A 22,249-nucleotide genomic window follows, 5' to 3' on the forward strand; every position below is an offset into this window, starting at 1 on the left:
GCGTACTCGACGTTCCAGGGACCGTACTTTCGCCCCATCTCGCCGCGGGGCGCACCCTCAGAGTGGGGAGCCTGGCTGGTGTAGTTCTGCCCGTGTTCGGCGTAGCACTGCTTCATGGCAATCTGAAAGGCGGTGTACTCGTAGTTGGTGCGCTCGTAGTAAAGGTAATCGTCCAGAGGCATCTTCACGATGTCCTGTTCCGCGTCAAAGATGGCGTGGACGCTTTCGTCACGTTCCAGCGGCGGGTTGAAGAGCGAGCAGGCACTCAGGGGCATGATGCCGATACAGAACAGGGCGCCCGTGGCGAGCAGGCGGCGGCTCATGCCAGTGCGAGGGGCGGGTGCAGTGGAGCTGCGGTTGAGGAACTTCATCGTTAAACCCCTTTCATAAGAGTGAGTTGTACACCACATTACACCTTTTACTCCCTGTCGCGCCCGAATTTCGGGGGGGGTGTGCACCAAAAATTTTTGCGCGCCTACTCATCTGCCGAGAGTTGCATCCGCTACGGTCATAGTCCCCTGCAGGAATAGTCCTCTGTGCGCCTACTCCTCTGTGTACCTGGTCCTCAGCGGGCATAGAAAAATCCCCCGAACTTCTCAAAAGAGAAATTCGGGGGATCCTTCAATCAGCTACATGCTACTTGGTCGGCAGTTCAGCCAGTTCGGTAGCGTCGTGAGCGTCGGGGATGTGATCCACGTGCAGACGCTTACGGAAGACCCAGTAGGTCCAAGCCTGGTAGACGAAGACGACCGGCAGACCAAGGCAGGTCACGAAGGTCATAACGCCCAGGGTGTACTCGGAGCTGGATGCGTTCGCAATGGTGAGCGAGTATGCCGGGTCCAGGGTGGAGGGCAGAACGTTCGGGTACATTGCGGTGAAGATTGCCAACGCGCCGAATGCGAGAAACACGGACAGACCAGCGAAAGCGCGACCCTCACGGCCACCCTTTGCGGAGATCCAAGCAATCAGAACAGCAACCACAGCCAGGATGGTGCACAGCCAGGAGACGCCGTTACCGGTGGTGAAGTCCAGGGTCAGAACCCATGCAACGATCGGCAGCAGCAGGACGGGAGACCAGCGTACCAGGGTGTTGCGGGCACGGTCACGGATGTCACCATCGGTCTTCAGAGCGATGAAGGCAAGACCCTGAACCAGAGCGAAGCCCACGAAGCCCAGGCCGCCGAGCAGAACCGGCAGGGAGACCCAAGCGAAGGCGCCGCCGACGCGGTCACCATTGTCGTTGATGGGCAGACCCATGGAGGTCAGGCCCAGCAGAGCACCGACGAGCAACGCGATGAAGAAGGAAGAAACAGACAGAGCGATGTTCCAGTTACGGATCCACTTCTCGTCGTTCTTCTTACCGCGGTATTCAATTGCGACCACGCGCAGAATCAGGAAGACCAGCGCGAGGGTCAGAGGAATGTACAGAGCCGAGAAGAGGGCTGCGTACCAGATGGGGAATGCTGCGAAGATAGCAGCACCGCCGGACACAATCCACACCTCGTTACCGTCCCAGACGGGGCCGATGATGTTCAGCAGCAGACGACGTTCCTTCTCGTTCTTGGTGAACTTGGAACCCATCAGCATACCGACGCCCAGGTCGAAGCCGTCGAGGATCAGGTACATGATGAGGAAGACGCCAATGGCGACAAACCAGAGGGTGGGCAGGCCAGGCTGACCGGCAAAGATATTGAAATCAAAGTTCATGGTGAATCAATCCTTACCCGCCTAGTAGGCGAACTCCAGCACATCGCGCTTGGACTTGTCGTTGGACTCGTCCTCGTGGTGCGATTGAACCAGCTCGGGCATTGCTGCCACAACACCGGCCTTGACGTACTTAATGAGCAGGTAAACCTCAACCACCATCAGCACACCGTAGAGCAGGCCCAGGGTGAGCAGGGAGAAGAGGATTTCTTCACCGGAAACACCCGGGGAGATAGCTGCTGCGGTGAACAGGTGGATCGAGGGATCACCCTGAAGGTTCGGAGCCACAACGAAGGGCTGGCGGCCCATTTCGGTGAAGATCCAGCCCAGTGCGATGCCAAAGAAGGGAGCCAGGATAGACCAGACAGCAACGTTCTTGAGCAGCTTGGACTCAGGGACGGTGCCTACGCCCTTCTTACGGGTTACCCACAGTGCGTAGAGGTAGAAGGGCAGAACGATTCCGCCGAGGCCCATCATGCCGCGGAAGCCCCAGTAGGAGACCTCGAGGGAGGGCAGGTAGTCAATCTTCTGACCTGCGCGCTCACCGTAGAGCGGGTTGTTGGGCAGGTTGGTGCCGAACTTAGCTTCATACTCGGGCAGCAGGGTCTGGATGCCCTTCACCGGGGTGTCGAAGTTGTCGTGTGCCAGGAAGGACAGCACGCCGGGAACCTCGATGACGGGGGTGATCTTGTCACAGCTCTGAGCGCCGAGCTCACCGACGGTCAGAACGGAGAAGGAGGTGCCGTCGTGGCACGCAGCTTCTGCAGCAGCCATCTTCATGGGCTGCTCGTGAATCATCATCTGCGCCTGAATGTGACCGGACGCGCCGATACCTGCGAAGGCGAGGAGGCCCACAACAGCGCCCAGGCGCAGGGACTTGAACCAGACCTGGAAGTCTGCCTTGTCGCGTGCGCCCTTGTCGGACTCACCAACAACGACCTTGCCGTCAACGACCTTGTCGATGCCGTCCTTGCGGCGGCGCCACAGCTTGTACCATGCGATACCAACCAGGAAGCCACCGGCAACCTGGATAGCGGAGGTGATGACGTGAGTGAAGGTCACCCATGCGAGGGGGTTCAGCAGCACAGCGCCGATGTCGGTCATACGGGGACGACCGTCAATCATTTCTGCACCAACGGGGTGCTGCATCCAGGAGTTTGCAACCAGAATGAAGAATGCAGAAATCCAGGAGCCGAGGACTGCCATGAACAGCGAGAATGCGTGTACAGCAGGCTTGAGGCGATCCCAACCGAAGATCCACAGACCCAGGAAGGTCGACTCAACGAAGAAGGCGAAGAGGCCTTCCATTGCCAGCGGAGCGCCGAAGACGTCGCCGACGAAGCGGGAGTATTCACTCCACGCCATGCCGAACTGGAATTCCTGAACCAGACCGGTGGCCACACCCATTGCGAAGTTAATGAGGTATAGCTTGCCCCAGAACTTCGTCATGCGCTTGTATTCGTCCTTCTTGGTACGAACGTAGCGAATGTACAGGTAGGTCACAACAAGGCCCAGACCCAGAGTCAGCGGAACCATGAAGAAGTGGTAGACGGTGGTAATACCGAACTGCCACCTACCAAAATCAAGGGGATCCATTGATAGGTCCTTACTATGTGTGTACTTAATGTGTGTTTGTGCCAGATTTCGGGTAGCCCGCCATCGATGGAGGGCATACGAGAGTTACTGACACACTGTCTCTCATGCTTCTAAGGTACAGGGTTTTCCTGAGGAGCTGTGAGTAGGCTGTGCATAGTATGGACGTTTATTGTTTGACGTTTCGCTAAAGGTACGTTGAACGTTATCCCCCGGCGTGCGGGTGGATTGAGGGGCGAAACGCTGTGGTGCTGTGCGGGGTTGCGAAGTAGTTTCGGAACCGCGGTAAAACTTTGCATTTTTATATTATTTCTGCAAAATTTTGGTGACAGATTCCCGGAATATGACAGGTGGTTCAAGTAGCACTCAAAGCTTAAATTTGCCTAAATTATACCGATTTTACTGAGATTTCCAAGAAATAGTGTGACTATTATCACAGAAAAATCATGGAATGTGACACGCCAGGCACCGCTCCCCCGCAAGGTACCGCAAGCTACATATCGATGCTCTCAGTATCCAGCTGATGAGCACCCGCAATGATGAACTCCTTACGCGGAGCCACCTCAGAACCCATCAACAGGGAGAACGCACGCTCGGCAGCCTCCGCATCCTCAATGCGAATACGGCGCAACATACGATGACGCGGATCCATCGTGGTCTCAGCCAGCTGGTCAGCGTCCATCTCACCCAGACCCTTATACCGCTGAATGGGTTCCTTATAGGACACACCCTGCTCCTGCAAAGAATCCAGAAGCTCATGCAGCTGCTTCTCCGAGTAGGTGTACACCATCTCGTTCGGCTTGCCGCGGCGCACCACCTCCACGCGATGCAGCGGCGGAACCGCAGCGTACACGCGACCCGACTCAATCAGCGGACGCATGTAACGGTAGAACAGAGTCAGCAGCAGGGTACGAATGTGGGCGCCATCCACGTCCGCATCGGTCATCATAATGACCTTGCCGTAGCGGGCAGAGTCCAGGTCAAAGGTGCGGCCCGAACCGGCACCAATCACCTGAATCAGCGCCGCACACTCAGCATTCGCAAGCACATCAGTCACCGAAGCACGCTGAGTGTTCAGGATCTTACCGCGAATCGGCAGCAGAGCCTGATACGAAGAAGAACGCGCCAGACGCGCAGTACCCAGCGCCGAGTCACCCTCCACAATGAACAGCTCAGAATGCTCAACATTGGTCGAACGGCAGTCCACCAGCTTAGTGGGCATGGACGAAGACTCCAGCGCGGTCTTACGGCGCTGAGTTTCCTTATGGATGCGCGCCGAGACGCGGGTCTTCATCTCAGAGACGACCTTCTCGCACAGAGCGGCCGCCTGAGCCTTCTCCGCACGGGCAGTCGACTCCAGGCGAGCCTTCAGCGCATCACCCACGACCTTCGACACAATCTGGCGAACCGCCGGGGTACCCAGAATCTCCTTGGTCTGCCCCTCAAACTGCGGCTCGGCAAGACGCACGGTCAGCACGGCGGTCAAGCCGGCGAGCACGTCGTCCTTCTCAATCTTGTCGTTACCCACCTTGTACTTGCGGGCGTTATCGGCAAGGTGCTTGCGCATCACGCGCAGCAGGCCCTGCTCAAAACCGGTCGTGTGAGTACCGCCCTTGGGGGTGGCAATAATATTCACGAAGCTGCGGACCGTCGTCTCATAGCCAATGCCCCAGCGCAGCGCAACGTCCACTTCACAATCGCGCTCCACATCGGTCAGCTGCGAGCGGCCGTCCTCACCCAGCACCGGCACGGTCTCGGTGAAAGAGCCGCTGCCGCTAAAACGCCAGGTGTCGGTAATACGCTCATCGTGCGCCAGAAACTCGACGAACTCGCTAATGCCGCCGTCGTACTGGAAAACTTCCTCGTGGGGCTCCAACTCGCCGGGGGTGCCGGGCAGTCGGCGCTCATCGCGGATACAAATACGCAGACCCGGAATGAGGAACGCGGTCTGGCGCGCACGAGCAGCTAAGTCCTCATAGCTGAACTTAGCGTCGGGGGTGAAAATCTGCGGGTCAGCCCAATAGCGCACACGGGTGCCGGTCACGCCGCGCTTAGCGCGACCCACAATCTGCAGGGCGTCAGTGCCCTCGGTTGCGGGAGTGAACGGATCTTCGGGCTTGGGGGTGCGGCCGGACTCAAAGTGGCCGGGAATGCCGTGGCGGAAGGACATCTGGTAGGTCTTCGAGCCACGATCCACCTGCACGTCCAGGCGGGAAGACAGCGCGTTCACCACGGAAGCGCCCACGCCGTGCAAACCACCGGACGCGTTATAGGAGCCGCCGCCAAACTTACCGCCGGCGTGTAGCTTAGTGAACACGACCTCCACACCGGACAGGCCGGTACGCGGCTCAATGTCGGTGGGGATACCGCGGCCATCATCGCGCACCTCAACCGAACCGTCACGGTACAGAATGACCTGAATGGACTGGCCGAAACCGGCGAGCGCCTCATCCACCGAGTTGTCGATAATCTCCCAGAGGCAGTGCATCAGGCCGCGAGAGTCCGTGGAGCCAATGTACATGCCCGGGCGTTTGCGTACAGCTTCCAGACCTTCCAGCACGGAGAGGTGACGGGCGGTGTAGTTCGAAGACGCCACGGGAATCCTTTCGGGTGAATATGTCTGCAGTGGTGAACGCGTGCCACCGGGCGGAGTGCGAGTCCGGCTCAAGTGCTACGGGGGCAGAACGACAGCGGGGCACGACGCGTGTCGTGCCCCGCAGAGCGTTCAACGTTCGGAACTCTATTCTAGCGTGGCTTGGGGAAAAGAGTGATTAAGACAGTCACCGCTAATGCGCTGCTCTGCTCCCACGTTCCTTCCCCTAGTGAGCCTCACCCGAGGCGCGCGAGGAGCTCTCGTGACGGTTCGTGACCATGATATTGGACTTGAAGTAGAACTCTTCGGGAAGCTCATTCGTGACCGGGCCGTGCGGGAACTCGCTGAGCTTTGGCACGAAGTACCAGTCCATCAGCTCGCCACTGCTCTGCTTGAGGACGCGGCGTTCCCTCATGGCGTGGCGTACCTTGCGGCGCAGGCGCGGGCTGTCTTTCAGGGTGCTGGTGAAGACCCACGGAGTCTCGTAACCCTCAGTAATCATGCCGAAGGTGATGCGCAGGTTGCCGTTCTCGTCGGCGTCCATCGTGAAGTCGCCGTCTGCGATATCGGTGAAGGCGAGCATCCAGCTGTGTCGGCGTTCGTAGCTTTCGCGGGTGGTCTGCAGCGCCGCAATGATGCGGTGGTCGATCAGCAGCTCCACCTTGCGTTCGGTGATTTCGCCCAGACGAGCGTAGGAGCCGAAGGCGCGGTTGGCGCCGCTGCGGCGAGGCCACTTCGTCACCGCACCGTGCGGCACCTCCCCCGCAAAGGTGAAGGGGCCCGTCATGGTGCCGGGCAGACGCAGACGCTCAAACGGAGCGGTCGGCAGGAAGGTCGTCAGCAGCTGATTGGAGCTGACCGATTTACCCCAGCGCGCCATCTCAAAAATGGTCGGTTCAGGGCCTACAGGGTAGATATGCGGCATCTTGCGACCGAACTCGTCAAAACCCTCAATAAACTCGCCGTTGGAGCTGTACCCGGGCATGGTCGCACCGAGCGGGCGAGTCCACGACCCCGAATACGGCTTGGTCAGATGCGGGTTCTCCACCGGCAGGATGCTGGTGCGAGCACCCAGGTAGGCGGGCATGCGCGAGAGGTTACGCCAGGCGAACTTCGCGGCAACCGCCTCGCGCCACCACATCGGGCGTTTGCCCGGGGTCTGCCCACCCAGGCAGTGCATGAGCAGCCAGAATCCAGCCCAGCCGAGACACCCTGCGGCAACCACGCAGAAAATAATAGTCAGCACAGTGTGCAGGGTTCCGGTCGCCCAGATATTCGTGGCGATCAGAGCCATAAACGCCACCCACGCCGCCATGACGTACGGGCCGAGCGTAATCATCGGATCGACCACCTTCACGGCGGCAATGACGCGGCGGTTCAGTCCGCGCCACACGTAGGAGTACGCCCAGCATCCGGCGGCAAGGGCGAGTGCCATCAGCAGAAGAAGGATGAGCATCGGTGTGTCTCTTTCGCTGCAGGTTTTTCTACCGCGGTCGGTGACAGCAAGCGTCGAGCAGATGCCCCGCTGAAAGGCTCTTCAATAGCAAAACTCGTCTGCCGAAGGTACCTTCAGCAGACGAGTTTCTTTGGTGTCACTAACCTTGAGGTAAAACTTCTTTACCTATTGTGCCTTTAATTGGTATCCCTGTGGGGGATTTTAGGGGGATGCACGAAAAAATCGTACCCAACCCCGCGTTTCCACCCAGCAGAGCGGCACAGCGAGTACGCTCTGGCGCCTCAGCGACGGTTTTAGACAGCGATTTTAAGAGGCCAGCGCCGCCGCAATCTGAGGAATCAGCGCCTCAAAAGCACGCGCACGGTGGCTAATCGAGTTCTTAATCTCGGCGGGAATCTCAGCGCAAGACTTGCCAGCGTACTGCCCCTCATACAGGGCGTTCTCACCGTTCAGCTCCACGGGGCGCAGAATCGGGTCGTAACCGAAGCCGCCCTCCCCCGCCGGTGCGGTCAGCAGCTCACCGGGCAGCTCGCCGTACTCGACCGCCTCAAAACCGCTCGGGGAGGCAACCGAGGCCGCGCAACAGAACTTCGCGCCGCGGTGCTCGGCAGAAATATCGCTCAGCTGAGCCAGCAGCAGGTTCAGGTTCGCGGTGTCATCGCCGTGGCTACCCGCCCAGCGCGCCGAGAAAATACCGGGAGCGCCGTTGAGCACATCCACCGACAGACCGGAATCGTCAGCAATAGCGACCAGGCCGGTTGCCTCGGCAACAGCACGAGCCTTCAGCAGGGAGTTCTCAGCGAAGGTCACGCCGGTCTCGGGAACATCGGGTGCGTTCACGCTGGAGGCGTCAACCACCTGGGTGTCAACGTCCAGGCCGTCAATGCGTCCGCGCAGAATTTCGCGCAGTTCCTTGAGCTTGCCCTTATTGTGGCTTGCCAGAACAATCTTTGCATCTGCCATAGTTTCTCCTTGTCGACGGAACTAGTTACTGGGACGGGTTAGTGTGCCAGTGCTTCACGCTGAATCTGAGCCAGCTCGGCGGTGCCTTCCAGAGCCAGGTCGAGCAGGCTGTTGAGCTCGTCGCGGTCGAAAGGCGCGCCCTCGGCGGTGCCCTGAACCTCAACGAACTTGCCGCTGCCGGTGACGACCACGTTCATGTCGGTCTCGGCGCGAACGTCCTCGGTGTAGGGCAGATCCAGCATGGGGGTGCCGTCAATAATGCCCACCGAAATTGCGGACACCGAATCGATCAGCGGGTTCGCCTTAGCGGGCAGAATCTTCTGCTCCTTCGCCCAAGAAATAGCATCAGCCAGCGCCACGTACGCGCCGGTAATAGAAGCGGTGCGGGTGCCGCCGTCAGCCTGCAGAACGTCACAGTCGAGCACGATGGTGTTCTCGCCCAGCTCATCCATGTTGATGACCGCACGCAGGGAGCGACCAATCAGGCGAGAAATCTCGTGGGTGCGGCCACCCACGCGGCCCTTGAGCGACTCGCGAGAAGAACGGGTGTTGGTGGCGCGCGGCAGCATCGCGTACTCGGCGGTCACCCAGCCCTTACCTTCGCCCTTGAGCCAGCGCGGCACGCCCTCAGTGAAGGATGCGGTGCACAGCACGCGGGTGTTGCCGAACTCGATGAGGGCGGAGCCCTCAGCGTTGCGGGACCAGCCGCGGGTAATGGTGATGGGGCGCAGCTCGTTGAGGGCGCGGCCGTCTTCGCGGGTTGCAGTCATGGGTTCTCCTTGAATCTGTCTGCGGAATCTGTGTCTGTCTGTTGACTCTATGTCGAAAGGCAGGCGGAGCTGAGCGCAGTTTGCACTAGTCCAGCTCGTTTTAGCTTAGCTCGGGTTTGGCCTAGTCCAGCTCGGGCTTGGGCAGCGCAATCGCGGTGTTCAGCGGCGGATCGAGCACCTCCACCACGTTCAGGGTGGACGTGACCGGGTGAGCCTCCGTCGGGCGCGGGTAGATGCGGTAGCTTGCCGCCATTTCGGCAATGCCGACCGGGCCGGAGAAAGCACTGCGCGCCTCCGCGCGGGCGATGTCCGGGTCGTTCCACACGGGCAAGTGGGTTAGCAGCAGGTTACGCACGCCCGCCTCCGTGGCGGCTTCGCCGGCGCGCTTGCCGGTCAGGTGAATACCGCGCAGGGCGTCGTCGCGACCCTCCTGGTAGGCTGCCTCGCAGAGGAACAGGTCAGCGCCGCGCGCAGCCTTGACCAGCCCCTCGCACAGGTCGGTATCGCCCGAGTACGAGAACACGGTGTGGCCCTCGCGGTCGTTGCAGGTGATGCGCAAGGCGTACGGATCCTTCGAGGGGTGAACCACACGGAACGGCTCCACGCGGAAGGGACCAATCTGGACGGGCTCACCCTCAGTCCAGGTGTGGTACTCGAACTCGGTGCTCATGCCCGGATCCGGGTCCAGGCCGTGAGTCGCCGAAAGGTACTCGTTAATCGCGGCGGGACCGTACAGCGGAATGCGACCCTTAGGCCAGCCGCGCGGATCCCACTTGACCGCCACGTGCAGACCGGACAGATCGATGCAGTGGTCCGGGTGCAGGTGCGAAATCAGAATCGCGTCGATATCGCTCAGGTCGATATGGCGCTGGAGCATGCCGAGGGAGCCGTTGCCCATGTCCATGATGATGCGCCAGGTTCGACCCGCGAAGTCCGTGGCGGTGAGCATGTAGCAACTAGCCGGTGAGACGGGGCCGGGAAAGGAGCCCGTGCAACCGATAACGGTTAGACGCATGAGGTGTCGTCCTTAGGGGTGGTGCCAGAAAATTCGGTGCCCGCGACAGTGTGTGCTGCCTCTGCAGGATCTGCCGATTCGTCGAGGGTGATGCTGCGGTGTGCCGCAAGCATTTCGGGGGTGAGTGCCGCCAGCGAGCCGGTCGGGTAGCGTTCCGCCACGGAGCTGGTGTGGCGCACGTTGGTGACCTCGGGGCCGAGGAAGCGGCGTGCCAGCTGCGAGAACGTCTCAGATTCGCCGGTGGCGAGGAATTCGTGGTGCGGGTTTTCCGCGGGGACCGGGCTTTCAATGGCGTGGTTGAGCAGTTCGCGGTACACGTCCTTCGCGGTCTCATCCGCGGAGGAAACCAGGGTGACGTCCTCACCCATAATGTAGGAAATCACGCCGGCCAGCAGCGGGTAGTGGGTACAGCCGAGCACGAGGGTGTCCACGCCGGCGTCCTTGAGCGGCTGCAGGTACTCGCGGGCGGTCTCCAGCAGCTCGGGGCCGGAGGTAATGCCCTTCTCCACGAACTCCACGAAGCGCGGGCACGCCACCGAGTGCACTTCAAGGTTCGGGGTAATCGCGAAAGTGTCCTCGTAGGCGCGGGAGGTGACGGTCGCCTCCGTCGCAATCACGCCGATCTTGCGGTTACGGGTTGCGGCGAGCGCACGGCGGGCGGCGGGCTGAATCACCTCGATGACGGGGATGCCGTACTGGCGGGTGTAGCGTTCGCGGGCGTCGCGGAGCACCGCTGCGGAGGCGGTGTTGCAGGCGATGACGAGCATTTTCACGCCGGAGTCGACGAGTTCATCCATGATGCGCAGCGCGTTGGCGCGTACTTCTGCGATTTTGAGGGGACCGTAGGGGCCGTGGGCGGTGTCGCCGACGTAGATGATGCGTTCGTGAGGCAGCTGGTCCATGATGGCGCGTGCCACGGTGAGTCCGCCAACGCCGGAGTCGAAGACGCCGATGGGTGCCGCGGCGGTGGGGCCTACGGGCGCGGGGCTTCCCCAGGGGGTGCGGGCACGGTAGGGATTTGTTGCGTCGATGCTGTCACTCATGTGTCACCTACACTTCGTTATCGGTCGGGTACCACGTTCTATGCTAACTCGCTAAGGTTACCCTTTTAGTCCGTTGAGCGGTTATATGAGTCGAGAACCACCATTATGTGGTTGTATATGACGATAGTTTGAAGGGAATTTGAAAAATTCGTTCTATTCTTGCTCTTTTTCCCCGCCATCTGCCCCGCCGGACTTTTCCTCTTCTTCGTCGTCCAGCCCGTCGAGCATGGCGAGCATGAGCGAGTCCTGAACCCAGGAGACAAAGTTGTACACCACAGCCATGTACTCTTCTTGGGTCTCAATCTCGGAAGGATCGGTGAACGCCGCAATATCTTCTGCGGTGTCTTCGTCCACGATGTAGAGGCGGTCGGCGAGCACCAGGCGAATATCACCGAGCGCGGCAGCCCAGGCGCGGGCGTGTTCTTCGTTCAGGCGCAGGTCGCTGGATTCAATGTCGAAGACGAGCATGGCGAGGTTCGCGCGTTTGGTTTCGCGCAGGTCGCGTTCGGTGTAGCGGCGGTATTCGGTGGCGGCCTCGTCGTCGCTGCTTGCGGCGGGTAGCAGGCGTGCTACGGCACTGTCGGCGGGGATGGTGGGGTTTTCGGTGATGCCGACCAGCGCCTCCAACGGGTCGACGGTGCCGCCGTCGGCGGTGGTATCTGCCGGGCGTAGTAGCGCGCGCACGTCTTCGGCGAGTTCGCGGATCAGGTCGCGTTCGGCGGGTTCGAAGGAGGCGGTGTAGCCTCCGGGGGTGCGGCGGAAGGGTCGCGCCATTAGTTTTCTACTTTCTCGAAGGTTGCCAACAGGCCCCAGGCGTGCATTGCCTGGGTGTGTTTTTCGGCGTCTTCGCGCGAGCCGGTGAAGACGATTGCCTTGCCGTTGTTGTGCACCTGTAGCATGAGCTCTTCTGCGCGGGCGCGGGAGTAGCCAAAGTGGCTGCGGAAGACGTAGGACACGTAGGTCATGAGGTTGACGGGGTCGTTCCAGACGATGACTTTCCAGGGGGTGTCTGTGGCGAGGATGTTCTCCAGGGTGGTGTCGAGGTCGGTGTCCTCGAGGGTTCCGGTGGAGAGGGTCACGGCGGTAGTGTTCATTGGTTTCCTTTGCGGCCGGTTCCCTTTGATTATACGGGCGGGTATGTGTTGCCCCTGTGTTCGTCCTGCGCTACTGCGGTGTTCGTCCTGCACTACCCCGGTGTTCGTCCTGCGTTGCTCCCGCACAGAGTGCTGGTAATTTGTCATACTACAGCACTTAGAGTCAAGAATACTTTATGTTGTGATTGACACGCCGACTCAAGAGGAAAAATACCCTAATCCCCCACTACAATAAACACATGGCTACTACTTCCCTTCTCACCGACCACTACGAACTGACCATGCTCCAGGCGGCACTCGCCTCCGGCGCAGCCAACCGTAAGTGCACCTTCGAAGTCTTCACCCGCCGCCTGCCCGCAGGCCGCCGCTACGGCGTCCTCGCAGGCACCGGCCGATTCCTCGAAGGCCTCGCTAACTTCCGCTTCAACGACGAAGAACTCTCCTTCCTCTCCTCCCGCAACATCGTCAACAAAGAAACCCTCTCCTACCTCGAATCCTTCACCTTCAGTGGCAACATCCGCGGCTACGCAGAAGGCGAAGCGTTCTTCCCCCACTCCCCCGTCATGCAGGTCGAAGGCACCTTCGCCGAAGCATGCGTCCTCGAAACCTACCTGCTGTCCATCCTGAACTTTGACTCCGCCGTGGCGAGCGCCGCCTCCCGCATGAGCGCAGCCGCTGGCAACCGCCCCTGCCTCGAAATGGGTTCGCGCCGCGCCCACGAACGCGCCGCCGTCTCCGCCGCACGCGCCGCCGTGATTGCCGGCTTCGCGGGCACCTCCAACCTGGAGGCTGGCCTGCGCTACGGCCTGCACACCATCGGCACCAGCGCCCACGCCTTCACCCTGCTGCACGACAGCGAACGTGAAGCATTCGAGGCGCAGCTGCGTTCCCTCGGCGCCCGCACCACCTTGCTCGTCGACACCTACAACGTGGACGAGGCGGTCCGCCTCGGCGTGGAACTCGCTGGCGAAGAGCTCGGCGGCGTGCGCCTGGACTCCGGCGACCTGGTCGCCACCGCGGCACGTGTGCGTGAACTGCTCGACTCGCTCGGCAACACCCACACCAAGATCACCGTCACTAGCGACCTGGACGAGTACGCCATCGCATCCCTGGCGGCAGCGCCCGTGGACTCCTACGGTGTGGGTACCAAGCTGGTCACCGGTTCCGGCGCGCCGACCTCCTCCATGGTGTACAAGGTTGTTGAGCGTGAGAACTCCGCCGGTGAAATGCAGCCGGTCGCTAAGGCGTCGGCTGGCAAGGCGTCCATCGGTGGCGCCAAGCGTGCGGCCCGCCGCCTCAACGGCATGGGCATTGCGACCGCCGAGGTTCTGGGCACCCACGAGGACCCGAGCCTGCTCGAGGACACCCGCCCGCTCATGGTGGACTTCGTCCGCAACGGCGAGCTGCTCCCCGGCTTCACCGGCGAGGAAGGCGTGCGCCGCGCAACCGCCCGCCACGTAGCATCCCTGGCTGAGCTTCCTGAAGCTGCCCACCGCCTCTCGGAGGGTGAGCCGATCATTCCGACCGAATTCATCTAAACCACCCTTCTGAGATACTGTTTTCACCTGGCGAATCAGAGTGAAAACTCATTCCTACTTGTAAAGGACAGACATGTCTAAGGCACTGATTATTGTTGACGTGCAGAACGATTTCTGCGCCGGCGGCGCCCTCGCCACCGAGCGCGGTGCGGACGTTGCCGCGCTGATTAGCGAATACGTGGAGAACAACCACCACCGCTACGACGCGATTATTGCCACCCAGGACTGGCATATCGATCCGGGCTCGCACTTCTCTGACACCCCCGACTACGTTGACTCCTGGCCGGTGCACTGCGTCGCCAAGAGCGAAGGCTCGCAGATTCACGAGAACCTGGACACCGACTACATTGAGGCGTACTTCCGTAAGGGCCGCTTCGAGGCAGCCTACTCGGGTTTTGAGGGTCTTCTCGCCCCTGAGGATGAGGTCGCAACCGGCGAGCACGAGCCCGGTGCGGATGCGTCCGAGGACGGCCCGCAGACTCCCCTGTCGGAGTGGCTGGATGAGCGCGGTATCGAGTTCGTCGATGTTGTCGGTATCGCCACCGATTATTGTGTGTCGGCAACCGCTCGCGATGCGGTCGATGCAGGCTACGAGACTCGCGTTCTGGTTGACCTGACCGCGCCCGTGCACGAGGACAAGCTCGACGACGTGGTTGCCGAGCTTGAAGATGAGGGCGTCGAGGTGGTTGAGGTTCTCTAACCTCCACTAGCTCTGCCGATGACTCGCCATTTCAGGCGGGTACTAAAGATACAGAGACGTTGAATACACAGAGGCGGGGAGCCTGGGATGTACTATCCCAGGCTCCCCGCCTCTAGCATGCCCATAACTTATCGTGCCTGCAACCAGCCGAGGTCATGAAACCTCTGCGGTTATGTAGCAGATTGAGCCGCTTACTTAAAGCGGACCTCCACCATGACGGTGCCACCTGCGCAGCCGGTGAGGATGGTGCGGCGGGTGGGGTGTGCGCTGTGTGGTATGAGGTTTTCTTGTATGAGGGTTGAGGGGGTAAATAATTTATACCTTTGTACATTGAGTGCAATATTCATTTTCTGGAGTATAGACACCGAAAAACATTCTCAACTCACCACGCTATGGCCTCGCTCAACCCAGCATTTCCGGGCACGCAAAAGCCCGCGAGCGCATACACACTCACGGGCTTCTACCCCTCAACCTTCAGAGGGCGTTAGACTAACCCTTAGTCTCGCAGAGGTACACCTTGGCCTCGCCGTCATAGACGTTAATGCCAGCCCTCATCGAGTTCATAGAGTTAGAGAGTTCGCCCTGAATAACGCGCGGCGACAGGTACGAACCGCCCGCACCACCGGCACCGGAGAACTGCAGGTAGCTCACACTCTGACGAATACCATCAGGGTTGTTATTCCACTTCTGGATAGTCGTAATAGCAGACAGCGCCAGTGCAGCACCCGAACCACCACCGCCGTAGCCGCCGCCACCGCCTCCGGACATTGCGAACTGGTAACCGTTGAACTCAGCGGCAGTCTCCTCAGCAGAGAATTCGATACGCTCGCCGCCGGGCAGAGTCAGCACTTCAAGGTTCTTCGGGTCATTATTGTCGAGCTGGTAGCTATATGCAACAGCGCCGTTACCACCCTTGGCCTCAAAACCGGAGCCGCCCGCGTTACCTGCGGTCGAAGAGCTGTACAGCACCTGGTTATTCTGGCTGTCGTAGCTAAAGATGTGGTTGGGGCTACCGGTCGGCACCTCGGGCTTAGCTGCGCCCGCGCCACCTGCGCCGTTGTTTCCGCCCTTACCGCCGTCAACAGATACCTTAGTGTTCAGGCTGTGGGTGTAGAACTGGGTTCCCGTGGTGGCATCCTCGCCGCGAGTGCTCAAACCGCTACCCGCAAAGCTGCGGATGGGCGGATCGGTCGGGTGGTAATTCTTCGTCACGCTCGCGTCAAGAACAGCGGGGAAATGCTTAGCATGAGGCGCTGAGGTGTAGGAGTACGTGATGCCGCCGCCACCGCCACCGCCTGCGACAGCGATGACTTCGCCGTCAATCAGCAGTGCCGAGGCACCGCCGCCGGGGTGTCCATAAACCTCAACGGTGCCCTTGGGTCCCTTTTTAAGTTCCCTCCAGTTGAGGGCGCCCGGGTAACGTTTGGTCACTTCAGCCACCACTTCGGCAGGCACGGTGAATCGGGGTGCGTCGCCGCCGTCGCCGTAGCCACGCCCGCCTCGTGCCGGGCCGCCAGTCTTAAGACCATCCGGATGGGGAGTGCGGGCGTCACCGGAGCCGCCACCAGCAATGACACGAACCGTCTGGCCCGGCTTCACCTCAACGATTCCAATCGCGCGGGCACCCGAGCCGCTTTCGTGGCCGGTGTCGCTGACTCCGCCACCACCAAAAATATCGAAGCGGATCCTATGCACGTTAGCGGGGACGGTGAATTCCTCTTCTACACGATAGTCACTATATCCCCTCAAGAACTTGTGGGGGCTTTCGGCAAAGACGCAGTCCAGGGACGCAGCGAACGCGGGAACAGCAGCCGAGGTGGCAATGACGGGGGCTGCCCACGCGGCACCCGCAACGACCCTGCGGCGAGAAATGTAAGTAGACATCAATGTCCTTCGGTGTGGTTAGTTCAGGTGCTCGCTCCCCTACCGCGCGGGGCGGCAGGCTGTGCCGGGCTGATGCTTCCCCGGAAGCGGGGCTCATCAGGTGCTACACTGCCGCCTCAGCTGTGAAGCGGAAAATGTGGTGCTTCAGGTGTGCGTGGTTGGGAAACGGTGACCTGGTGTTTCTCTATATGTGCACCGCTCATGCACTCAGCACTGCCCTTTTATTCATTCTGGCCGGTGTCTAAGAGCGGGGAGGAGTCTACACCGAACCGTGTGTTCGGCGCCGGATGTTACCTCCTCTCCTACCCTACAGGTATAAGGCTCTAGTTGAGGGTCATCTCTGCTTATGCGACCAAATATTACGGGCATGCAAAAGCCCCGCGAGCGCACACACCCGCGAGGCTTTTCTTTACGTTCTATCCACGTTCTAGCGTCGGCCCACGAACCAGTCCGACAGCTTATCGATACGCGCCTGAATCTGCTCAGCAGAAGCCTGCGCAACCGCCGGGCCGCCACAAATCTTACGCAGCTCATTGTGAATCACACCGTGCGGCTGACCCGAACGAATCGACCACGCCGCCACGTTCTTCGCCAGCTTATTGCGTAGCTCCTTCAACTGGCGGTGATCCACCACCGAAGGCGCCGCAGTCGCCGGGCGGCGCGCCGCATGCTCACGCTGATGCGCTCGCAACAGCGTACCGACCTGCTCGGCATCCAGCAGGCCCGGAATACCCAGGAAGTCCTGCTCCTCCTCACTACCCACGGCAAGGTTGCCGGAGGCGAACTCGGCGCCGTCGAACAGCACACCGTGGAAGGACGCCTCGGAGCCGAGCGCCTCGAACTTGCCACGTGCCAGCTGCTCGGAGGCGCGCTCCTCGCGGTTTGCTTCTTCGAGCAGGTGGTCGTCCAGGCCCTCAACCATGGGGTCGATTTCCTGGGGTGCGCCGCGGTCGAGGGCATGGTCGCGTTCCACTTCCATGTCGTTGGCGAGCATCATCAGCTGCGGCACGGACGGCAGGAACACGGAGGCGGTTTCGCCGCGCTTGCGGGCACGCACGAAACGGCCGATAGCCTGGGCGAAGAACAGCGGGGTGCTGGTGCTGGTGGCGTACACGCCCACGGCGAGGCGGGGCACGTCCACACCTTCGGACACCATGCGCACGGCAACCATCCAGCGCTGCATGCCTTCACGGAATTCATCAATTTTTGCGGAGGCTTCACGGTCGTCAGAGAGGATCACGGCGGGGTATTCGCCGGTGATTTTCTGAATCTGTTCGGCGTAGGCTTTGGCGTCCGCATGGTCGGTAGCGATGACAAGCGCACCGGCATCGGGCACGGTGCGGCGCACCTCGGTCAGGCGCTTATCGGCCGCCGCGAGCACGGTCGGAATCCATTCGCCGTTGGGGTCGAGGGCGGTTCGCCACGCCTGGGAGGTGATGTCCTTGGTGAAGCCTTCGCCGAGGTTTGCCGCCATTTCCTCACCGGCGGAGGTACGCCAACGCATCTGGCCCGAGTACGCCATGAAGATGACCGGGCGCACCACGTGGTCCTTCAGCGCGGGGCCGTAACCGTAGGAGTAGTCCGCCTTGGAGCGGCGGATTCCGTCATTGTCGACCTCGTAGGTGACGAACGGAATCGGGGAGGTATCCGAACGGAACGGGGTACCAGTCAGCGCCACGCGGCGGGTCGCATCATCGAACGCTTCACGCAGGCCGTCACCCCAGGAAAGCGAATCACCGGCGTGGTGAATCTCGTCGAAGATTACGAGGGTTTTCGTTTCCTCGGTGTTGCGGGCGTGTAGCTGCGGCTTATTCGCCACCTGCGCGTAGGTCAGCGCCACACCCTTGTAGTGGCGGCTGATGGTCACATCCGCGTTCTTGAAGTTCGGGTCAATGGGAATACCGACCTTCGCGGCGGCGTCTGCCCACTGCTTTTTCAGGTGGTCGGTCGGCGCCACAACGATGAGCTGGCGGACCGTGCCGCGGTTGAATAGTTCCTTGGCGAGGGTCAGCGCAAACGTGGTTTTACCCGCGCCGGGGGTTGCGACTGCCATGAAGTCGCGGGGGTTGGTTTCGAAGTACTTCTGCATGGCTTCTGCCTGCCAGGCACGCAAGCTGACGGAAGTACCCCAGGGGGCGCGGTCGGGGTATGCCGGGGAGAGCTTCGGCTTCACCATACTGTCGAATAGGGTGGGTTCCTCTGCGGGTGCGCTCATTCTCTCCTTCTTCCTCGTCTGCATCTGCTGATTCCTCCCGCCGACTCAGCACAGGGGCGCTTCTCCCCCGTATGGAGGTGGTGGGCACTCTGGTGTTTCTGGTGCTCTGGTGTTCTTAGCGCTCTGGCGGTCCGGGCACAGCGAGGTTAAATTCTAGCACCACATCCGCGGGTTGGGCCGGGCTGTGGTGCAAGAATTTGGTGCTCGTCAGCAAAGTCTCATGAGCGGTGTTGGGCCGTTGAGTCTTGCTGCTGCGGCGTGTTATTTATTCGTATTTATTCAGGCGTATTGTCTGAGGCGTGTCGCCTGGCGCGTATTATTCGCCGGAGCCGTTATCGCCGTCGTTGCCGGGTGCTAGGCCTTCGTAGATTTCCTTGCACTGGGGGCAGACAGGGAACTTCTGCGGGTCGCGGCCGGGTACCCACATTTTGCCGCAGAGGGCGCGCACGGGTTCACCGGTCAGCGCCGATTCGAGGATCTTTTCCTTGCGTACGTAGTGGGAGAAGCGCTCGTGGTCACCGGGCTCAGAAAGCTGGGTTTCTTCGCGTTCGAGCAGGGCGGTACCGCCTGCGGTTCCGGGGCCAAAGGGGTCTTCGATGCCTTCGATCGAGCTCATGTTTCTCCTTGATGATGAGGTGGGATACATAGGGTGAGGGGTGCCGCTGCACGGTTGGGTGATTGGCGCCTTCTCTATTTTAGTAGCAGTTGGGAGGTACTGAGCCCCCGGGCGGTCAATATGGAGGCAGGCCACAGCTGGGCCATAGACTCTTAGGTATTGCGGTGAGCTTCTTTCCGCTAGAAGTTCGGGGCTAGAAAGTTCAGGGCTAGAAATTCGTGCGGCACAGAAAAGGGGGTTCCGTGCCAGGCTTAGTACCTAACACGGAACCCTTCTCTTTTATTCCTGATGTGCGGGAGCTTCGACTCTTATTAGTTCGCCTGGAAGCGTGCCACACGCTCCAGCATCTTGGAGCTGACTTTGTCGTAGCGGTGGCCGCCCCACGCCACGCCGCCCACGAGCAGTGCAGCACCGATCAGCAGCTGAATCAAGCCACCGTAGACGAGGGTCAGCACATCCTGCGTGCCAAAAATGTACACGACAACAGAGATACCGCCGGGCAGGGCACTGAGCATCACCAGAAATATAGAGAGCATCAGCAGCAGTTGCTTAGCAAAGCCGTCAGTGTTCTTCGGGTTCTTGAACGGGTTAGCCCCGGGAGGAGCCACCGGCGGACTGATGAAGGTATCCAGTACGCATCCCACGCCAGCCGCCGCGGCGAACACGCCCAGCTGGTGCATCAGCACGATGGGGACGAGTTCCAGGTGTCCGTTTGCTACGCAGGCGACGAACACCATCACCACCACGATCGGAACCGTCAAGATGCTGTACCCCCAGAGACGACCAAGACGGTCGTCAATACCGCGCAGCGGGGAGAGCACGTGCAGGCTGAATGCGGTGTTGTCGTAGGAGACGAGGTAGCACATGTAGTAGCCGGTGAAGATGGTGCAGAAGTACATCCAGAATCCGAAGAGCTGCATGACGCCGCTATTGATAATCTGGTTGGCTTCAGCCGCGTTACCACCGTTGAAACTGACCTGACTTTCGAAGGAGCCTACAGAGCTCAGGAACAGCGGCATGGCCACCGTCAGCATCAGGTAAATCATGGCGGTGCTTGCGGTCAGCATCTGCAGACGGTTGTCTTTCAGGAATGAGTGCAGGGTTCGTGCCGCCACGGCGCCGCGCGGGGTTGCGGGGAAGCGAGCGAACAGGCCCAAATCCCCTGCGGCGACTTCAGCTGCGCTCGCGTGGTGGGCGCTACCGCCCACATTCGCCATGGAGCGTGCAAGGTTCTTACCCCACAGCCACCATCCACCAGCCAGGTAGACAAGGGTCAGAGCCAGGCAGCCAAGGGCGGCACCCATATTGCCGGTCGCCATAAAGTAGGGCACGGCGAACGCGGAACCGAAGGGGGTCACGCCCAGCCACGGCAGGTAGGGCAACACTTCTTCCCAATGATTGGTCAGGTAAATCATCGTTCCGCCGAAGATGAAGCCGGCACTCATCAGTAGCATTGCGGCAACGATCATCAGAGTGTTGGCGATGCGCGGGTTATCGTTCAGCACCATGCCCAGGCGGTTGGCGAGACGTGCCCACACCATGAGGTTGGCAAGGCCGAGCACGCAGCAGATGAGGTACACGATCAGCGCGAGCGGCTGCGATATAAACGCGATAGCACCCAGCAGCACGGCAATGATGCTGGCGATGCCGGGGATACCCACGAACCCCCCGAGGAACTGACCCTTCTGCAGGGTGGAGGGCTTGATGGGGAAGAGCACGAATCGGCTCTCGTCCAGGGTGCCGTCGAGTCCGCTAAAGAAGATGGGGACGATAGCCCAGGCGAGCGCCACAACGGTGCCCACAAGGAGGGTTCCGAGCTGACCGTATTCGGGGACCTTCGAATTAGCAATCACGTATGCGGAGCCGAGGCCGAAGAGCATACCGCCCGCATAGAGCGCCGCAAAAATCAGGCCGATGAGCGCCCAGATGCTACGGCGGAAGGAGGCGAGCACATACTGCCACTTTAGTGAGACGAGGTGCCCAACCATGACAATCCTTCCGAGGAGGTGCGGCCGCCGACCAGCTGCACGAATCGTTCTTCAAGGCTCATGCCGGCGCGTACTTCATCGACGGTTCCGGCGGCGAGAATACGGCCGGAGTCCATGACGGCTACGTGATCGCACAGGCGCTGGACAAGGTCCATCACGTGCGAGGAGATGATGACGGTACCGCCGGAGGCAACGAAGCCGCGCAGAATGTCCTGAATATTAGCGGCAGAAACCGGGTCGACTGCCTCGAAGGGCTCGTCCAGAATCAGCACGGAGGGTGCGTGGACGAGCGCGGCGGCGAGCGCAATCTTCTTGGTCATACCGGCGGAGTAGTCGGCAACGGCACGGCCCGCAGCGTCGGTCAGGTCCATTGCGGTGAGCAGGTCCTTGACGCGGGATGCGACAGTTTCCTTATCGATTCCGTGCAGGTAGCCGGAGTAGGTGATGAGCTGCTCGCCGGTGAGCTTGTCGAAGAGGTGCACGCCGTCGGGCAGCACACCCAGGTGTGCTTTGGCCTTGAGCGGGTCGGCCCACATGTCGATGCCTCGCACGTATGCGGTGCCTTCGCTGGGCATGAGCATGCCGGTGACCATGGAGATGGTGGTGGTTTTACCGGCACCGTTGCGGCCGACCAGCCCGTAGAAGGATCCGGAGGGGATATCCAGGTTGATGCGGTCGACGGCGACCTTCTGACCAAATGCCTTAGTGAGGCCGCGGATTTCGATGGCGGGGCGGGCGCCAGCGGTCGGTGCGGTCTGCGGGGTGACGGGTAGCTGCGGTGCTACCGACGCGGGAACTACAGCTTCCGGAGCTGCAGATTCGGGGACTATAGCTTGAGGTACTGCCGCGGCGGGTGCTGCCTCTACTGCGGTCTCTTGTACCGGGTTCTGCGGTGAACCTGGCTCATGCGAATCGGGGTTCTGAGAAAAGTGACTAGTGTTCATATTTTTACCCTAGCACTCTCATATAAAGGTCGATAGTGTTTGGCGATAAAACCGGCATATTACGCATCCGTCATGCAGTATATGGACATTTCGGAGTGCTATACGTAGCGTCCTAGCGCGCTATCGGTCAGGT

General features: G+C 60.6%; 17 protein-coding genes and 1 pseudogene. 2 read left to right on the top strand and 16 right to left on the bottom strand.

The genetic code is table 11. The features are described 5' to 3' along the window. The 11 genes and pseudogenes from HMPREF2712_RS09215 to clpS all read right to left on the bottom strand — a co-directional run. Positions 1-371 (bottom strand): annotated as a pseudogene (locus tag HMPREF2712_RS09215) (multidrug transporter); the annotation flags it as partial. A gap of 265 nt (positions 372-636) precedes the next feature. After that, positions 637-1,707, bottom strand: coding sequence for a cytochrome d ubiquinol oxidase subunit II (gene cydB, locus HMPREF2712_RS08225; RefSeq protein WP_070616505.1), 1,071 nt, complete (start codon positions 1,705-1,707; stop codon positions 637-639). A gap of 21 nt (positions 1,708-1,728) precedes the next feature. After that, positions 1,729-3,300, bottom strand: a complete 1,572-nt coding sequence (locus tag HMPREF2712_RS08230) for a cytochrome ubiquinol oxidase subunit I (protein ID WP_005507833.1) — start codon at positions 3,298-3,300, stop codon at positions 1,729-1,731. Between the two features lie 490 nt (positions 3,301-3,790). After that, positions 3,791-5,893, bottom strand: a complete 2,103-nt coding sequence (locus HMPREF2712_RS08235) for a DNA gyrase/topoisomerase IV subunit B (protein ID WP_070616507.1) — start codon at positions 5,891-5,893, stop codon at positions 3,791-3,793. 223 nt (positions 5,894-6,116) lie between these two features. Then, complete coding sequence (locus tag HMPREF2712_RS08240; RefSeq protein ID WP_070616510.1) at positions 6,117-7,346, bottom strand: RDD family protein; 1,230 nt, start codon at positions 7,344-7,346, stop codon at positions 6,117-6,119. A 306-nt stretch (positions 7,347-7,652) separates the two neighbouring features. After that, the gene (locus HMPREF2712_RS08245; protein WP_070616512.1) at positions 7,653-8,309 is read right to left on the bottom strand and encodes a non-canonical purine NTP pyrophosphatase; all 657 of its coding nucleotides are present in this window, start codon (positions 8,307-8,309) and stop codon (positions 7,653-7,655) included. 38 nt (positions 8,310-8,347) lie between these two features. Beyond that, the gene (gene rph, locus HMPREF2712_RS08250) at positions 8,348-9,079 is read right to left on the bottom strand and encodes a ribonuclease PH (protein ID WP_005506419.1); all 732 of its coding nucleotides are present in this window, start codon (positions 9,077-9,079) and stop codon (positions 8,348-8,350) included. A gap of 121 nt (positions 9,080-9,200) precedes the next feature. Next, positions 9,201-10,094, bottom strand: a complete 894-nt coding sequence (locus HMPREF2712_RS08255) for an MBL fold metallo-hydrolase (RefSeq protein WP_005507828.1) — start codon at positions 10,092-10,094, stop codon at positions 9,201-9,203. Then, positions 10,085-11,137 (bottom strand): glutamate racemase, encoded by a 1,053-nt coding sequence (gene murI / locus HMPREF2712_RS08260; protein WP_005507827.1) that lies wholly within the window; start codon positions 11,135-11,137, stop codon positions 10,085-10,087. The genes HMPREF2712_RS08255 and murI overlap by 10 nt, the downstream gene beginning before the upstream one ends. A gap of 153 nt (positions 11,138-11,290) precedes the next feature. Next, complete coding sequence (locus tag HMPREF2712_RS08265; protein ID WP_070819727.1) at positions 11,291-11,911, bottom strand: DUF2017 domain-containing protein; 621 nt, start codon at positions 11,909-11,911, stop codon at positions 11,291-11,293. After that, positions 11,911-12,231, bottom strand: a complete 321-nt coding sequence (gene clpS, locus HMPREF2712_RS08270; RefSeq protein WP_005506424.1) for an ATP-dependent Clp protease adapter ClpS — start codon at positions 12,229-12,231, stop codon at positions 11,911-11,913. The genes HMPREF2712_RS08265 and clpS overlap by 1 nt, the downstream gene beginning before the upstream one ends. Positions 12,232-12,470: 239 nt before the next feature. Between clpS and HMPREF2712_RS08275 the strand changes: the two genes are divergently transcribed. Both HMPREF2712_RS08275 and HMPREF2712_RS08280 read left to right on the top strand, forming a co-directional pair. Beyond that, positions 12,471-13,769, top strand: a complete 1,299-nt coding sequence (locus HMPREF2712_RS08275) for a nicotinate phosphoribosyltransferase (RefSeq protein ID WP_049354836.1) — start codon at positions 12,471-12,473, stop codon at positions 13,767-13,769. A gap of 73 nt (positions 13,770-13,842) precedes the next feature. Continuing rightward, a complete protein-coding gene (locus tag HMPREF2712_RS08280; protein ID WP_070616516.1) occupies positions 13,843-14,469 on the top strand; it encodes an isochorismatase family protein in 627 nt (208 codons plus the stop codon). Between the two features lie 489 nt (positions 14,470-14,958). Here the strand turns inward: HMPREF2712_RS08280 and HMPREF2712_RS08285 are convergent, their stop codons facing one another. The 5 genes from HMPREF2712_RS08285 to HMPREF2712_RS08305 all read right to left on the bottom strand — a co-directional run bounded on the left by HMPREF2712_RS08285 (position 14,959) and on the right by HMPREF2712_RS08305 (position 22,116). Next, positions 14,959-16,353 (bottom strand): transcriptional initiation protein Tat, encoded by a 1,395-nt coding sequence (locus tag HMPREF2712_RS08285; RefSeq protein WP_070616518.1) that lies wholly within the window; start codon positions 16,351-16,353, stop codon positions 14,959-14,961. Positions 16,354-16,780: 427 nt separating this feature from the next. Further along, positions 16,781-18,568 carry a DEAD/DEAH box helicase gene (locus tag HMPREF2712_RS08290; protein WP_005507820.1) on the bottom strand — a complete coding sequence of 596 codons (1,788 nt, stop codon included), beginning with the start codon at positions 18,566-18,568 and terminating at the stop codon, positions 16,781-16,783. A gap of 316 nt (positions 18,569-18,884) precedes the next feature. Further along, positions 18,885-19,184, bottom strand: coding sequence for a DUF3039 domain-containing protein (locus tag HMPREF2712_RS08295; protein WP_005506434.1), 300 nt, complete (start codon positions 19,182-19,184; stop codon positions 18,885-18,887). A gap of 311 nt (positions 19,185-19,495) precedes the next feature. Next, entirely contained in the window at positions 19,496-21,172 is a 1,677-nt protein-coding gene (locus HMPREF2712_RS08300; protein WP_070819728.1) for a transporter, read from the bottom strand. After that, positions 21,148-22,116, bottom strand: a complete 969-nt coding sequence (locus HMPREF2712_RS08305; protein ID WP_070819729.1) for an ABC transporter ATP-binding protein — start codon at positions 22,114-22,116, stop codon at positions 21,148-21,150. Before HMPREF2712_RS08305 ends, HMPREF2712_RS08300 begins: the two co-directional genes overlap by 25 nt. Positions 22,117-22,249 lie beyond the last annotated feature (133 nt).

It is taken from the genome of Rothia sp. HMSC064F07, assembly GCF_001837265.1.
GTDB classification, from domain to species: domain Bacteria; phylum Actinomycetota; class Actinomycetes; order Actinomycetales; family Micrococcaceae; genus Rothia; species Rothia mucilaginosa.